General features: G+C 69.2%; 12 protein-coding genes. 7 read left to right on the top strand and 5 right to left on the bottom strand.

What is annotated here, in order from left to right:
* Positions 1-4: 4 nt before the first annotated feature.
* Entirely contained in the window at positions 5-1,330 is a 1,326-nt protein-coding gene (locus tag MRBLWH12_RS02620; RefSeq protein ID WP_341975278.1) for a hypothetical protein, read from the top strand.
* A gap of 94 nt (positions 1,331-1,424) precedes the next feature.
* On the opposite strand, the gene hpf is transcribed toward MRBLWH12_RS02620, so the two are convergent.
* The 5 genes from hpf to mtrA all read right to left on the bottom strand — a co-directional run bounded on the left by hpf (position 1,425) and on the right by mtrA (position 7,072).
* Positions 1,425-2,081, bottom strand: coding sequence for a ribosome hibernation-promoting factor, HPF/YfiA family (gene hpf / locus MRBLWH12_RS02615; RefSeq protein ID WP_341975279.1), 657 nt, complete (start codon positions 2,079-2,081; stop codon positions 1,425-1,427).
* A 94-nt stretch (positions 2,082-2,175) separates the two neighbouring features.
* Positions 2,176-2,865: a ComF family protein gene (locus MRBLWH12_RS02610; RefSeq protein ID WP_363545800.1), complete on the bottom strand. Its 690-nt coding sequence runs from the start codon at positions 2,863-2,865 to the stop codon at positions 2,176-2,178.
* A gap of 99 nt (positions 2,866-2,964) precedes the next feature.
* Complete coding sequence (locus MRBLWH12_RS02605) at positions 2,965-4,692, bottom strand: LpqB family beta-propeller domain-containing protein (protein WP_363545797.1); 1,728 nt, start codon at positions 4,690-4,692, stop codon at positions 2,965-2,967.
* Entirely contained in the window at positions 4,685-6,373 is a 1,689-nt protein-coding gene (mtrB, locus tag MRBLWH12_RS02600; RefSeq protein ID WP_363545795.1) for an MtrAB system histidine kinase MtrB, read from the bottom strand. The genes MRBLWH12_RS02605 and mtrB overlap by 8 nt, the downstream gene beginning before the upstream one ends.
* A 9-nt stretch (positions 6,374-6,382) precedes the next feature.
* A complete protein-coding gene (gene mtrA / locus MRBLWH12_RS02595; RefSeq protein ID WP_341975283.1) occupies positions 6,383-7,072 on the bottom strand; it encodes an MtrAB system response regulator MtrA in 690 nt (229 codons plus the stop codon).
* Between the two features lie 115 nt (positions 7,073-7,187).
* Between mtrA and MRBLWH12_RS02590 the strand changes: the two genes are divergently transcribed.
* From MRBLWH12_RS02590 to MRBLWH12_RS02565, 6 genes are all read left to right on the top strand, one after another.
* Entirely contained in the window at positions 7,188-8,603 is a 1,416-nt protein-coding gene (locus MRBLWH12_RS02590; RefSeq protein WP_363545791.1) for a hypothetical protein, read from the top strand.
* On the top strand, positions 8,600-9,241 hold the full coding sequence (locus MRBLWH12_RS02585) for a DUF4129 domain-containing protein (protein WP_363545789.1): 642 nt from the start codon (positions 8,600-8,602) through the stop codon (positions 9,239-9,241). Before MRBLWH12_RS02590 ends, MRBLWH12_RS02585 begins: the two co-directional genes overlap by 4 nt.
* On the top strand, positions 9,238-10,425 hold the full coding sequence (locus MRBLWH12_RS02580; protein ID WP_363545786.1) for a DUF4350 domain-containing protein: 1,188 nt from the start codon (positions 9,238-9,240) through the stop codon (positions 10,423-10,425). The genes MRBLWH12_RS02585 and MRBLWH12_RS02580 overlap by 4 nt, the downstream gene beginning before the upstream one ends.
* 98 nt (positions 10,426-10,523) lie before the next feature.
* Positions 10,524-11,447 (top strand): AAA family ATPase, encoded by a 924-nt coding sequence (locus tag MRBLWH12_RS02575; protein WP_341978462.1) that lies wholly within the window; start codon positions 10,524-10,526, stop codon positions 11,445-11,447.
* The gene (locus MRBLWH12_RS02570) at positions 11,448-12,755 is read left to right on the top strand and encodes a DUF58 domain-containing protein (protein ID WP_363545783.1); all 1,308 of its coding nucleotides are present in this window, start codon (positions 11,448-11,450) and stop codon (positions 12,753-12,755) included.
* A gap of 20 nt (positions 12,756-12,775) precedes the next feature.
* On the top strand, positions 12,776-13,543 hold the full coding sequence (locus tag MRBLWH12_RS02565) for an aquaporin (protein WP_363545780.1): 768 nt from the start codon (positions 12,776-12,778) through the stop codon (positions 13,541-13,543).
* Positions 13,544-13,550 lie beyond the last annotated feature (7 nt).

Genomic DNA, 13,550 nt, shown 5'->3' with positions numbered 1-13,550 from the left:
AACCATGGCTGGATTCTGGGGCAAACGCAAGCGCGAAGACGAAGCACTCGCGGCACAGGACGCCGATCTGGCGCGTCGCGCCGAGCAGGCCCTGGTCGCAGCGGACGAGCGGATCCGTACGACCTCCGACGAGTTGGCGTTCGCCGACGCCGAGCTGGGCGGATCGCTCACCGCCGACCTGAAGAAGGCGCTGACCGCGGTGCGCACCCACCTCCGCGAGGCCTTCCAACTGCACCAGCTCAACCACGACGAGATCCCTGACACCGCAGAAGAGCTGCGCACCCGCAACGCGCGCATCGTCCAGCTGTGCGATTGGGCTCAGGATCTGCTGGATGAGAAGACGGGCGTTCTCGCCGAGTCGATCTCTCGCGTGCGGCGCGCACCCGAGGTCATCGCCCAGGTGCGCGCGGATGCCGAGACTCTGAGCGAGCGCATTCCGCAGACCAACGCGACCGTGGAGCGACTGGCCTCTCGTTATGCCGACTCGGCGATGGCGCAGATCACGGCGAGCGCGAAGGAAGCGGAGCAGCTCATCTCGTTCGCGACCCACGGAGCGAACGTGTCAGAGCGTCGGCGCGCGGCGAAGCAGAACGAGGAGGCGAATCTCGCCCTCGAGACGGCGACGGAGGCCACCCGACGCGCATCCGCCCTCCTCGACGCGGTGGAGGACTTCGAGATCGAGGCGCTGCGCGCCGAATCCACACTCGCGGAGGTCGTCGCAGACTCCCGCGGCGACATCATCGCGGCGCGCACCGCGCCGCAGGTGCCGGCGGTGCGCACGGCTGTCAGCAACCTCGAGCAGGCCCTGGCGGCGCTCTCACCCTCCGGCACGCCGAACGATCCCTTCGCCGAGCTCTCCCAGCTGCGCGAGGCGAACGGGGCGCTCGACGAAGCGATCGCCAAAGCCCGTCACCGTGAACAGAATCCCCTGCCGACCGTGCAGCACGTTCAGCACGCGATCGACGACGCCGATCGTCAGCTCGGCGTCGCTCGCGGCCTGATCGCCGGTCACCGCGGCTGGATCGGCGCGGATGCACGCACCCGCCTTGCCGAGGCCGAGCGTCTGCGCGTCGACCTTCCTGCACTGCTTCCTGCCGAGGACACCCGCGAAGAGGCTCTCGCCGTCGCGCGGCGAGTCGCGCATCTGGCATCCGAGGCCCTTCAGCTCGCCCAACGCGACATCGACTCGTCCCGCCCGCAGGATCAGGGCTGGGGCGGCGGCGACGGCTGGGGTGGCGGCGGTCGCCGCGGCGGTGGCGGCGGCGACATCGCCTCCGGCCTCCTGGGCGGCCTCGTCATCGGCAGTCTCCTCGACGGCATCTTCGACTGAGGCGCGAATCAGGTTCGCTGAGCCAGTCGAAGCGTCTGGCACAGACAAAGAGCGGCCCGGCCCCCGAAGGGACCGGGCCGCTCTCGTCTCAGCCTCAGGACGCCAGAGCCTCCGCAGGCGGAGCCTGCGTGCTCAGCGCGATGACGCCGTAGTCCCAGCCCTTGCGGCGGTAGACCACACTCGGGTGGTCGGTTGCGGCGTCGACGAACAGGAAGAAGTCGTGTCCGACGAGTTCCATCCGATCGACGGCTTCTTCGACGCTCATCCATTCGGCGTCGAAGCTCTTGGTGCGGATGACGACGGGTGAGTACGCCTCCTCCTCGTCGTTCTGCACCGGCACGCTGCCGGTCGCGACGGCACGCAGGAGATCGACGGATGCGGGCTGCACGTCGATTCCCTCAAGGGCTCCGCTGCCCTTCTCGAAGTGTGCTCCACGAGGATGCTGACGTCCGTCGACCCTCTTCTCCTTCGCGCGGCGCAGCTGCGTCGACAACTTGTCGATCGCGAAGTCCAGCGCGACGAACTTGTCACCATCCGTGGCCTCTGCCCGCACCACAGGTCCCTTGCCGACGAGCGTGAGCTCGACGGTCTCATCGGGCACATGGCCATTCCGGTAGACGCGATGCGTGACCTTCACATCCAGGCGCAGCGCTCGGGACGCGAGCGGCTGGACCCGGGCGATCTTCTCTTCGACAACGGTTCGGAAGCGGTCGGTGATACCCACTCCGACGCCAACGATGCTTGTTTCCATTGCTGTCTCCTTGTCCCGGTCCTCCCGGCCAAGGGCGGACCGTGGTCGCCTTGTGGTCCCTAACCGTAGTCCGCTCATCGCAGGAAGTCACGGTTCATTTTCTCCGTGTCCCCGGTGCGTTCTCGATGATTCTCCGGTGAAGCGGCGTGGCGGCGAGCGCGACCGCCGCCACGACGCGGAAGCCGGCGGATCCGAGCACGCGCGATGCTTCATCGAAGGTCGCGCCGGTCGTGACGACGTCGTCCACCAGGACGACGTCGGTGCCGTCTCCCCGCGTTCGAACGCGCATGCTGCCGCGCACGTTCTCGGCGCGTTCCTGCACGCCCAGCCCACGCTGGTCGACGGTCGCACGTGCGGCGAACAGCAGGCGATGCGGTTCGGCACCGGCACGACGTATCAGGAGATCCGGTACCCGGTAGCCGCGACGACGGAAGGCCGCGCGACCCGTCGGGATCGGCACCGCGACCGCGCCATCGGCAAGCGCTTCCGTCAGCACCCCGGCCAGCGCATCGCCCAGGGGGCGGGCCAGCAGTGTCTCGCCATCTCCCTTGAGGCGTCGGATGCAGCGCGCGGCGACCCCGTCGTAGCCGAGCGCCGCCCGGACCCATCGCCCCTCGGGAGTCGTGAACTCGCGCGGGTCCGGCGACAGCTGCGCGCGGCAGGAATCGCAGAGCAGCTCACCAGGGGCGTCGCAGCCGGCGCAGCACGCGGCGAGCAGCAGAGCGGCCAGTTCGGCGCCGATGGCCCTCAGCGGAACCAACGGAGAAGGCACGGAGGACGGCATCCCCTGATCTTGCACCGGCCGACCCTGCACCCGTCTGCCGACTCCCCCTCTTCGTGGAGAACTCGCGACGATCCGGAAGTGTGCAGAAGCGGCGGCGCGTCACTGACCTGCGCGGGTCGCGAGCAACGAGACACCCGACGTCGCCTCACGCCACGCGGAGCCGCTGCGCGCGAACAGTGCGCCGCTCGCGCCGAGAACACGAACACCGGCCGTGGTCCTCGACCCGGCGATCGAGACGGCGTCGGACGGGGCCGCCTCGCTCGTCGACGGTCCGGCGACGCGCTGCCACACCATCATCGGATCATCGGGTCCCGTCAGAATGCCGAGCCGGTCCGAACCGAGCCACACCAGACCGATCGCCGCACCGGGCAGCGTTCCGAGCACTTCGACCTCGTCACCGAGTGCGACGGGCACGCCGGCGCCGTCTCGGATCACCGCCGCGACCACGACTCGTCGCTGACCGCCGACGTTCACCACCGCGGCGACCCTGGCGCCGTCGGCGGCGACGCGCAGATGCGTGATGCCGGACACGTCGGGGAACGCCTTCGCGATCCGATGCTCCGTGACGCCCGCACCCCATGCGATGAGCCCGCGAGGATCGCCCGAGGGCACCGTCCACGTGTAGCCGTACGGGTCGATGGACGGCGTCACGAGTCCCGGTCCCCCGGGCAGCTGGTCGATCTGTCCGTCGCCGACCCGGAAGACGCTCCCGTCATCGAGTTGCACAGCGGCGTGCGAGTCGTCTGCCGCGACATCGATCGCGGCGATCGGCTGCGCGATGCTCAGGATTTCGCTGCTCACGCCAGGGATCGGCGTGATCTCGTCTCCGACGATGGTTCCGAACGCGCCCTCGGCCAGTACCAGAGAACCCGACGGCGCCGTCGGCTGCTCCACTTCGACGACACCCGCACCGAGCACGCGCCCGTCGACGCTGAACTGCACCTGGTTCACGCGCACACCGGCGTCGGCGAGGCTGCGCTCCAGTTGCGTGCGCATCCGCGCGAGCGTCGTCTGGTCGAGGTTCTGCGCGGCACTGTTGAGAGCGACATCGGCGATCTGATCGGTCCCGATGGGGACGGCGCCGAGAGCGAGGCGCACATCCGGCGGGAAGGCGCTCTGCACCGCTGGCTCCAGCCAGGCGCTGGGTGTGCCGCCGATCAGCGCCTGAGCGATCGTGGTGGCCGGCGCGGGACGACGAGGAAACCATCGCACGTCGGGCACGAGGCGTTTCCAGGTCTGATCGAAGTAGCTCAGCGCGTATCCGATGAAGACCACCGAGAAACGTCTCTCGTCGATCACGATTCCGTCGGGCGCTTTCGCGATGCGCCACTCGCCGTCGTCCGCGCGCACCACCTGGAACGACATGTTGCCGGGTCCCGGCGCGTCGGAGTACTCCCCTGTCTCATCGACGCTCGCCACCAGTTCCGTCTGCACCTGCACGTCGGCTTCGGTGGCCTCCTCCGCCTCCTCACCGTCCTGGACGGACGAGGTGATCCTGCGCGTCGAGGCATCGGCGTCGATGGCCACGGCCTCCGCGGGCCTCCAGGTCGCGGCGAACTCCGGGGTGAGGAACTTCCGGGCTGTCTGCCATCCCTCGTCCGGCGTGATCGCTGCTTCCATGAAGCCCTCGACGATCTCGGCGGGGCCTGCTCCGTCCACCGGACCGGACGCGAGCGGAAGGAACTCCGATTCGTCCGGCACCTGTCCCAAGGGCAGCCCGACTTCCACATCGCTGCTGGTCGGGAGCCCCGTGCACGCCGTGAGCAGCACCGCGGCAGCGACCACGGCGATGCCACGCAGCACACGGCTCTTCCGTGCGTCAGTCATCGCGACCCCCGTTCTCGCCGAACAGGTCTCGATGCAGGTCCGTGACCTCGATGGGCTGCGTCGCGCTGCCGATCTCCATGAGCGTCTCCTGCGGCTCCAACGGCACCGGCGATTCCCCCTCCAGCACACCTGCGCGACGCGGCAGCGTGAGCACGAAGTTGGTCCCGACGGCCAGCTCGGACCAGACCGCGAGCGTGCCGCCGTGCAGAGTGGCATCGCCCAGGGCGATCGACAGACCGAGTCCGGTGCCGCCGATCGTGCGCTGGCGCGAGGGATCGGCCCGCCAGAAGCGGTCGAACACCCGCTCGGCGTCCGACGCGGTCATCCCCAACCCGAAATCGCGCACTCCGGCGGCCACGGCTTGCTGATTGCTGTCGACGGTGATCACGATGGGCTTCCCCTCCCCGTGCTCGATCGCGTTGCCGATGAGGTTGCGCAGCACGCGGCGCACGCGCCGCGGATCCATGTCGACCGGAGAATAGCCGCCGGGGGCCACCAGACGCAGTTCGCTGCCATGACCGTCGGCGAGGGGCTTCATCTGCTCGATGATGTCTTCGGCGAGATGGGCGATGCTGGTCGCTTCGAGCTCGAGCTGCACGGAGCCGGCGTCGTAACGACTGATCTCCAGCAGGTCAGACAGCAGGGTCTCGAAGCGCTGCACCTGGGTGTGCAGGAGCTCAGTGGTCCTGGCGGTCGTCGCATCGAAGTCGTCTCGCTGGTCGTTCAGGATGTCGGCAGCGAGCCGGATCGTCGTGAGCGGGGTGCGCAGCTCGTGCGAGACGTCCGAGACGAAGCGCTGCTGCACGAGAGAGAGCTCGCCGAGCTCCTTGATCTGCGCCTCGATGCTGTCGGCCATCGCGTTGAACGAACGGCCGAGTGTCGCCAGTTCATCCTCGCCGCGCACCTGCAGACGCACGCCGAGATCACCGGACGCGAGTCGGGCACTGGTCTCCGCCGCCTCCACGATCGGCGTCGACACCGTACGCAGCACGATCCATGAGATCGCGGCGACGATGGCCACCAGTCCGATGCCGGCGATCCAGAGCGTGCGCTGCACGAAACTCAGAGTCTGATCGGCGTCGGCGAAGTCGTATGCAATGTAGAGCTCGAACGGGCCCACTTCCGGGACGACCAGCTGCTGACCGACGATGATCCCTGGGACCTCACCGCCCCCCTCGGTCGGGAGCGCGACGGACTGCCACCACTGCCGGTCGTCGAACTCGGCGACGAGCCTGCTCAGCGCCGGGCTCAGATCGTTGGTGCTGAGTCCGGCGGTGAATCCGTTGAGCCGGACGCCGGACGACTCGGAATCGATCCTGTTGGCCAGGAGCATGTTGGACGACGAGTTCCGCCCCAGGTCCGCCTGGATCCGGTCCCACAGGTCCCTGAGCGCGGCAGGATCGTCGCCGACCTCGGCGACATCCAGCGTGCTCTGCGCCTGATCCACCGCGCGCTGGGCGTCCTCGAGCGCCTGATTCTTGCGGGATACGAAGAGGTCGTTCTGGATGACGAGCGCCATTGTCACGCACGTGATGAAGATCGCGAGCGAAGTGAGCAGCAGCGTGACCGAGAGCGTGCGGAAGCGCAGCGAACGCCGCCAGAGAGCGGCGAGCGCGTCGGGCCAACCGCGCCAGTCGCGGAGGACCGCGACCGCTGTGGTGGTGGTGCCCGTCCCGGCCATCACCTGCGCCTAGCCGGAGGTGGCGACGCTGCCGGCGCGGTAGCCGACGCCGCGCACCGTCATGACGATCTTCGGGTTGTCCGGGTCGAGCTCGACCTTCGCCCGGAGGCGCTGCACGTGCACGTTCACGAGCCTGGTGTCGGCCTTGTAGTGGTATCCCCACACCTGTTCGAGCAGCATCTCCCGGGAGAAGACCTGCTGCGGCTTCGACGCGAGCGCCACCAGCAGCTGAAACTCGAGCGGAGTGAGCGCGATCGGTGCGGTACCGCGACGCACTTCGTGCGCGTCGACATCGACGGTGAGGTCACCCACGCGCAGCTGCTCGCCGGCGGTCTGCGTCACCGGCCGCAGACGCGTGCGGATGCGGGCGACGAGCTCCTTCGGGTTGAAGGGCTTCACCATGTAGTCATCCGCCCCGACCTCGAGGCCACGGACGACATCTGCCGTATCGGTGCGTGCGGTGAGCATGATGATCGGGATGCCGGACTCGGCCCGGATCCGGGTGCAGATCTCGATCCCGTCCATACCGGGCAGCATGAGGTCGAGGAGAACCAGGTCGGGGCGCTGAGTGCGCCATTCCTCGACGGCTCGCGCACCGTCGGCGCAGAACACCGGCTCGAAGCCTTCGGTGCGCAGCACGATGCCGATCATCTCGGCGAGCGCGGTGTCGTCGTCGACCACAAGAATGCGTGAGGTCATACCGTTACCTTATGACACTCGCTCCGTTCTGCTCTGCGACCCGGCGCCCAGTGTTCTGCGGCCGCGTCGCCGTTGCGGATGTGACACGATGGGAGCGCACGACGGAGGGAGTGCTGTGAGCGGCCAGACGTGGACCCCTGCCCCGAAGAAGGGCATCATCCCCCTGCATCCTTTGACCTTCGGAATGCTGCTGGGCAAGGCCTTCGCCGCCCTGCGTCACAACCCCAAAGTGCTCTTCGGCTTCGCCGTGGTGATCCAGCTCATCGCCACGCTGGTGATGGCAGCCGTCATGGGCGTCGTGCTCTTCACGACGTTCTCGCGACTGGAGACGGTGTCCCCGTCGTCGCCTGACTTCGAGGCCGTGTTCGCCGGCACCATCCTCGCGAACATCCTCGCCGGCCTCGGCGTGGGCGTGGCATCGGTGGCGTTCACGGCGCTGATGCAGGGCGTCGTCGCCGCAGAGGTCGGCTATGCCGCCGTCGGCGTGAAGGCGTCCCTGGGCACGCTGTGGCGGAAGATGGCTCCCGCCTTCTGGCGGCTGGCCGGTTTCGCCTCCCTCTCGGTGCTCTTCATCTTCGGTCTGATCGCGATCGTGGTCGGCATCATCGCCGCGTTCGTGGCAGGCGGGCTCGGTTCGAGTGCGGAACTCATCGGCGTGACGGTGATCATCGTGCTGCTGATCCTCGCTGCCAGCATCCCGCTGATGGTGTGGCTGACGACGAAACTGCTCCTGGTCCCGTCGATCCTCGTGCTGGAGCGCGCGCGGTTCCGGGAAGCGCTGGTGCGCTCATGGCGGCTGACCAGAGGGCGCTTCTGGGTCGCGTGGGGCGTGAGCTTCCTGATCAGCGTCATCATGGGCCTGGCGATGCAGGTCGTGAGCATTCCGGTCTCGCTCATCAGCACCCTGTTCGGCTCGGTCATCGCCCCCACGGGCTCGCCGGATGCCGGCGCGATCTTCGGATTCGTCTTCGCCATGCTCGCACCGCAGATCCTCCTGCTCGTGCTGCAGGCGATCACGCTGGTCGTGCAGAGCACAGGATCCGCGCTCGTCTACCTGGATTGCCGGATGCGGTACGAAGGGCTCGACCAGGCACTCATCGCCCATGTGGAACGCCGTGACCTGGGGTGGACCGAAGACCAGTTGGGCGATCCCTACGCGGTCGATCCGACGCGCGCGGTGAGCAGCGCACCACCGCCGAAGCAGACCCCCGAGTATGCGATGGCACCGGCCGGCTACGGATACCCGCCACAGCAGTACGCGAACGCTCCCCAGCCGTATCAGGCGTACTCCGCGCAGGCGTATCCCGCTCCGCCGTACCCGGCGCAGGCGTACCCGGCTCAGGCATACCCGGCTCAGGCATACCCGGGTTCCGCACCTGCCTCGCCCTACGCCGCCGTGCCGCCGCAGCAGGCCGCCCCCACCGTTCCGCAACAGGGATTCGCGCCGCCCCCTCCTGCTCCGCTTCCCCCTGCCGTCGCCAGCCCGCCGACCGACAGCCCCTGGGCCGCCCCGGGTTCCGATTCGGCATGATCCTGCGGTTCGACGAGCTCTTCGTCCCGGACGGCGACGAGGCGCAGCGCTGGGCCGAGGAGGAACTGGCCAATCCTCGCTACGCCGACGCGAGGCCGAACTGGTTCGACCTCGTCGCGCGCGACATCGGCCGCTTCCTCGCCGACCTGTTCACCTCCGAGACCAGTGCCGATGTGGGTCCGGCCGCGCTGATCATCGTCACCGTCGTCATCGTCGCCGCCCTCATCGCCGCACTCATCATCTGGGGTCGCCCCCGCGATGCGAGAGCCGTGCGGCGTGCTCGCGGCGACCTGCTCGGTGAGCGCGATGACCGCAGCGCCGCCCAGTTGCGGGCAGAGACCGAGCGCAGCGCCCGCGCCGGCGACTGGGATACGGCGACCATCCTCCGCTTCCGCGCCCTCGCCAGAGGGCTGCTCGAACGAGACCTCATCGATCCGGCGCCTGGCGCCACCGCTCAGGCGATCGCACGGGAGGCAGCGGCCGTGTTCCCTGCCGAGGACGGTCCGGTGCGGAGCGCCGCAACCGCCTTCGACGATGTCCGCTATCTGCAGCATCCGTCCGATGCCGAGCGCTACCGCGAGCTTGCGGCCACCGATGACCGGCTGAGCGCGCTGCGGCCGGAAGCGGTGCCCGCGTGAGTCTCGTCGATGACACCGCGGTCGCGCCGTCCACCGCGGTGCGCACCCGCGGGCGGCTGCGCCGGTTCGCGGGATGGGCGCTCATCGCCGTGCTCGTGCTGATCGTCGCTCTGGTCGGGCTGCGGGTCGCGGCGACCGCGCCGAACGCCCACGGCGGACTCGACCCCGAAGGACGCAACGACAGCGGCACTCTCGCGCTTGCCGAGATCCTGCGGGATCAGGGGGTCGAGGTATCGGTGTTCCGCTCTCGAGCCGAGGCGCGAGCAGCCATCGACGACGACACCACCCTCGTGATGTCCAACCCGTACACCCTCTCCGATGAGGCGACCCTCGACCTCATCGAGCCGGCCGATCGCGTCGTCTTCCTCTCGACGGGCACTCACCTGCTCCGATTGCTCGAGATCGGCGAGACGGCATCGGGAAGCAGCGGACCCGTCGAAGCCGGGTGCTCCGAGGCGGAGTTCGCCGATGTCGGGACCATCCGCCCCGACCGGCTGTTCCAGCCCGCCGACGGCGTGCAGGGCTGCTTCGGCGACGACGAGGGTGCCGCCGTCCTCGTCGACGACGGCGCTGACGGATGGCGCGCCGTGGTGGAGGGGACGAAGCTGTTCAGCAACGCCTACCTCGCCGAAGACGGCAACGCCGCCCTCGCCCTCGCCCTGCTCGGACAGACCGAACGAGTGGTCTGGTACGTCCCGACCTTCGAGGACTCCGATCTGGAGGGCGATGAGCCCGAGACGCTGGGCTCGCTCACTCCCGGTTGGGTGACGCCGGCGATCCTGCTGTTGATGATCGCCGGAGTCGCCGCGGCGATCTGGCGCGGTCAGCGCTTCGGGCCGCTGGTCGCGGAGACCCTCCCGGTGACCGTGCGCGCCTCGGAGACCATGCACGGCAGGGCGCGGCTCACCGCCAAGGCCGCGGATGCGACGCACGCCGCTGAAGCGCTGCGTGAGGGGTCGCTGCGTCGCCTCGCTCGTCGCCTGGGACTCGCCGCGCACGCCGGTGTCGATGAGGTCGCCGACGCCGCAGCCGATCGGCTTCGCATTCCACGTGGATCCCTGCAGGAACTGCTGGGCGGCCCACTGCCCACCGACGACCACGGCCTGATCGACCTCGCCCGCCGGCTCAGCGAGCTCGAGGCATCCGTCGAGCAGAGCGCCCACTCGGCGAGGAGACCCGAATGACCGCAACAGATCCGACGTCCACCCATCCCGACGGAAGCCGAGGACACCTCGTGACCCCTGAGAACTTCACCGCCGACGACGCCGCGCTGCGTCAGGCCATGCACCGCGTGCGCACCGAGGTCGACAAAGCCGTCGTCGGACAGGCCGGCACCGTCACCGGACTGCTCGTCTCGCTGCTGGCCAGGGGGCATGTGCTCCTCGAGGGCGTGCCGGGGGTCGCGAAGACCCTCGTCGTGAGGTCGTTCGCCCGGGCTCTGGGGCTGGACACCAAACGCGTCCAGTTCACCCCCGACCTGATGCCGGGCGACGTCACCGGATCGCTCGTGTACGACGCGCGCACCGGTGAGTTCGACTTCCGGGCGGGACCGGTGTTCACGCACATCATGCTCGCCGACGAGATCAACCGCACTCCGCCGAAAACGCAGGCCGCGCTGCTGGAGGCGATGGAGGAGCGCCAGGTGTCGGCTGACGGCGTCAGCCGCCCCCTGCCGGACCCGTTCCTGGTCGCAGCGACACAGAACCCCATCGAGCACGAGGGCACGTACACGCTCCCCGAGGCCCAGCTGGACCGCTTCCTGATGAAGCTCGTCGTCGGCATGCCAGAGCGTGATGCCGAGGTGATGGTGCTCCGCCGCCACGCCGAGGGCTTCTCGCCGCGAGAGCTCACCGGCGTCGAGGCGGTCGTGAGCGCTGACGAGATCCGAGCGGCGCAGGAGGCCGCCGGTCGCGTCGAGGTCACCGATGACGTGCTCGGGTACGTCGTCGACCTCGCCCGCGCGACCCGCCAGTCCCCTTCCGTCGAACTCGGCGCCAGCCCTCGCGCCTCGACGGGGCTGCTCGCCGCGGCGAAGGCATGGGCGTGGCTGAACGCCTCGTCCGCTGTCACCCCCGACCACGTGCAGACCATGCTGGTGCCCGTCTGGCGGCACCGTCTCTCGCTCCGCCCCGACGCGCAGATGGAAGGCGTGTCGGCGGATGCCGTGCTCACCTCGGTCGTGCAGCAGACCAGGGTGCCGATCTAGGTGTTCGTCACCGGCCGCCTCGCCGTCGCCCTCGCCATCGGCGTGGTTCCGCTCGTCGCCTTCGGGATGGCGGGCTATCCGCCGTACGCGCTGCTGGGCGCGTGGGTCGGGCTGTGCGCGCTGCTGGTCGTCCTCGACGTCGCCCTGGCAGCCAGCCCGCACGCCGTCGCAGTGAGCCGACGGGTGCCTGCGCGTTCGCGTCTCGGCGAGCAGGTGCCGGTGAGCATCGCTGTGCACAATCAGGGCAGCCGCACCCTGCACGCACTGATCCGGGATGCCTGGCAGCCCACGGCGGGTGCAGGGTCGGAGCGTTCGCGCATGGTCGTCCCCCCTGGCGAACGGCGGCGTGTCGCGATCCCGCTGCTCCCTCGGCGTCGTGGCGAGCTGGTCAGCGAGTTCGTGATGATCCGCTCTCGCGGGCCGCTCGGACTGGCAGGACGTCAGGCGCGCCACCGAGTGCGCGGTGCGATCCGCGTGCTCCCCGCCTTCTCCTCCCGCAAGCACCTGCCGTCGCGCCTCGCTCGGCTGCGCGAACTCGACGGCAACACCAGCATCCAGGTACGCGGTCAGGGCACCGAGTTCGATTCGTTGCGCGAGTACGTGCGCGGCGACGACGTGCGCTCGATCGACTGGCGGGCGACGGCGCGCGCCGGCACCACGATGTTGCGGACCTGGCGCCCGGAGCGCGATCGGCACGTCGTGATCATCATCGACACCGGTCGTACGGCAGCAGCGCGCGTCGGCGACGGGACCAGGGTCGACGCCTCGCTCGAGGCGGCGCTCCTCCTCGCCGCGCTCGCCTCGCGTGCCGGTGATCATGTGCATCTCCTCCTGTACGACCGCGTCGTGCGCGGCCGAGTGACCGGCGTCGACGGCGCAGGGCTCCTACCCGCGATGACGGATGCGATGGCCCCCGTGCACGCTCGACTGGTCGACACCGACTGGCATGGCGCCTTCGCCGCCGTGCGCACTCTCACGACCCGCCCCTCGCTGATCGTCGTCCTGACCGCCCAGGACGCAGCGGAGTCGGCGCGCGGGTTCCTCGGCGCGTTCCCCGACGCGTCGCGGGCGACGACCGTGCTGGTCGGGTCGGTCACAGACGACGATGTCGCATCCCTTGCCCAGCAGCGTGGCTCCCGCGAGGAGATCTACCTCGCGGCGGCCGCCGAACGCACGCTCCGAGACGCGGAGAACGTCGCGGATGCCATCCGGCGCGCAGGCGGCGAAGCGATCGCCGCCGACCCCGAAGATCTTCCGCCCCGGATCGCGGACCGCTACCTCGAACTGAAGGCCGCAGGCCGGTTGTGAATCCCAAGGAGAGAACGAATATGAGCGACATCAGCACGGATACGCCTTCCAGAACGGCCAAACTCACCGCTGAGGCCTTCGGCACCTTCCTCCTCGTCCTCGGTGTGATCAGCACGGCACTTTTCGCAGCCGGTTTCGGAGAGGGCACGGATGCGCACAACAAAGGCGTCGGGTTCCTCGGCGTCGCCCTCGCTGTGGGCCTCACCGTCATCGCGGGCGCGTACGCCTTCGGCCCGATCTCGGGTGGGCATTTCAATCCGGCTGTCACGGTCGGCGTCGCCGCAGCCGGCCGGATGCCGTGGCGCGATGTTCCCGGCTACGTGATCGCTCAGGTGATCGGCGGTCTCGTCGCGACGACGCTCATCTTCCTGGTCGGGCTGTTCGGACCGGAGGGCTGGCTGGAAGCACAGCGCAACGCCGGATTCGCGAGCAACGGATTCGATGCGGCCTCCCCCGGCGGTTTCGGCATCGGGGCCGCCATCGTCGTCGAGGTGCTGTTCACTGCCGTGTTCCTCATCGTGATCCTCGGCGTGACGCATCCGACGCGCGGCACCGCCTTCGGCGGCCTCGTCATCGGTCTCACGCTGACACTGATCCATCTGGCGATCATCCCGATCGACAACGCCTCGGTGAACCCCGCGCGCTCGATCGCGACGGCGGTCTACGGGAACACAGACGCTCTCGCCCAGCTGTGGGTGTTCCTGGTGTTCCCCGTGATCGGCGCGCTCATCGCGGGCTTCGCATACAAGGCTCTGTTCGACTCCGAAGAGGAGTCGGAGGCCGCCTGAGCGAGCA

Source organism: Microbacterium sp. LWH12-1.2 (genome assembly GCF_040675825.1).
Taxonomy (GTDB): Bacteria; Actinomycetota; Actinomycetes; order Actinomycetales; family Microbacteriaceae; genus Microbacterium.
Note: the sequence above shows the minus strand (reverse complement) of the source record. Positions and strands in the feature narration are given on the sequence as shown.

Coding starts and splice junctions, on each gene's coding strand:
- MRBLWH12_RS02620 (WP_341975278.1), top strand. CDS start 5: ATGGCTGGATTCTGGGGCAAACGCAAGCGCGAAGACGAAGCACTCGCG.
- hpf (WP_341975279.1), bottom strand. CDS start 2,081: ATGGAAACAAGCATCGTTGGCGTCGGAGTGGGTATCACCGACCGCTTC.
- MRBLWH12_RS02610 (WP_363545800.1), bottom strand. CDS start 2,865: ATGCCGTCCTCCGTGCCTTCTCCGTTGGTTCCGCTGAGGGCCATCGGC.
- MRBLWH12_RS02605 (WP_363545797.1), bottom strand. CDS start 4,692: ATGACTGACGCACGGAAGAGCCGTGTGCTGCGTGGCATCGCCGTGGTC.
- mtrB (WP_363545795.1), bottom strand. CDS start 6,373: ATGGCCGGGACGGGCACCACCACCACAGCGGTCGCGGTCCTCCGCGAC.
- mtrA (WP_341975283.1), bottom strand. CDS start 7,072: ATGACCTCACGCATTCTTGTGGTCGACGACGACACCGCGCTCGCCGAG.
- MRBLWH12_RS02585 (WP_363545789.1), top strand. CDS start 8,600: ATGATCCTGCGGTTCGACGAGCTCTTCGTCCCGGACGGCGACGAGGCG.
- MRBLWH12_RS02575 (WP_341978462.1), top strand. CDS start 10,524: ATGCACCGCGTGCGCACCGAGGTCGACAAAGCCGTCGTCGGACAGGCC.
- MRBLWH12_RS02565 (WP_363545780.1), top strand. CDS start 12,776: ATGAGCGACATCAGCACGGATACGCCTTCCAGAACGGCCAAACTCACC.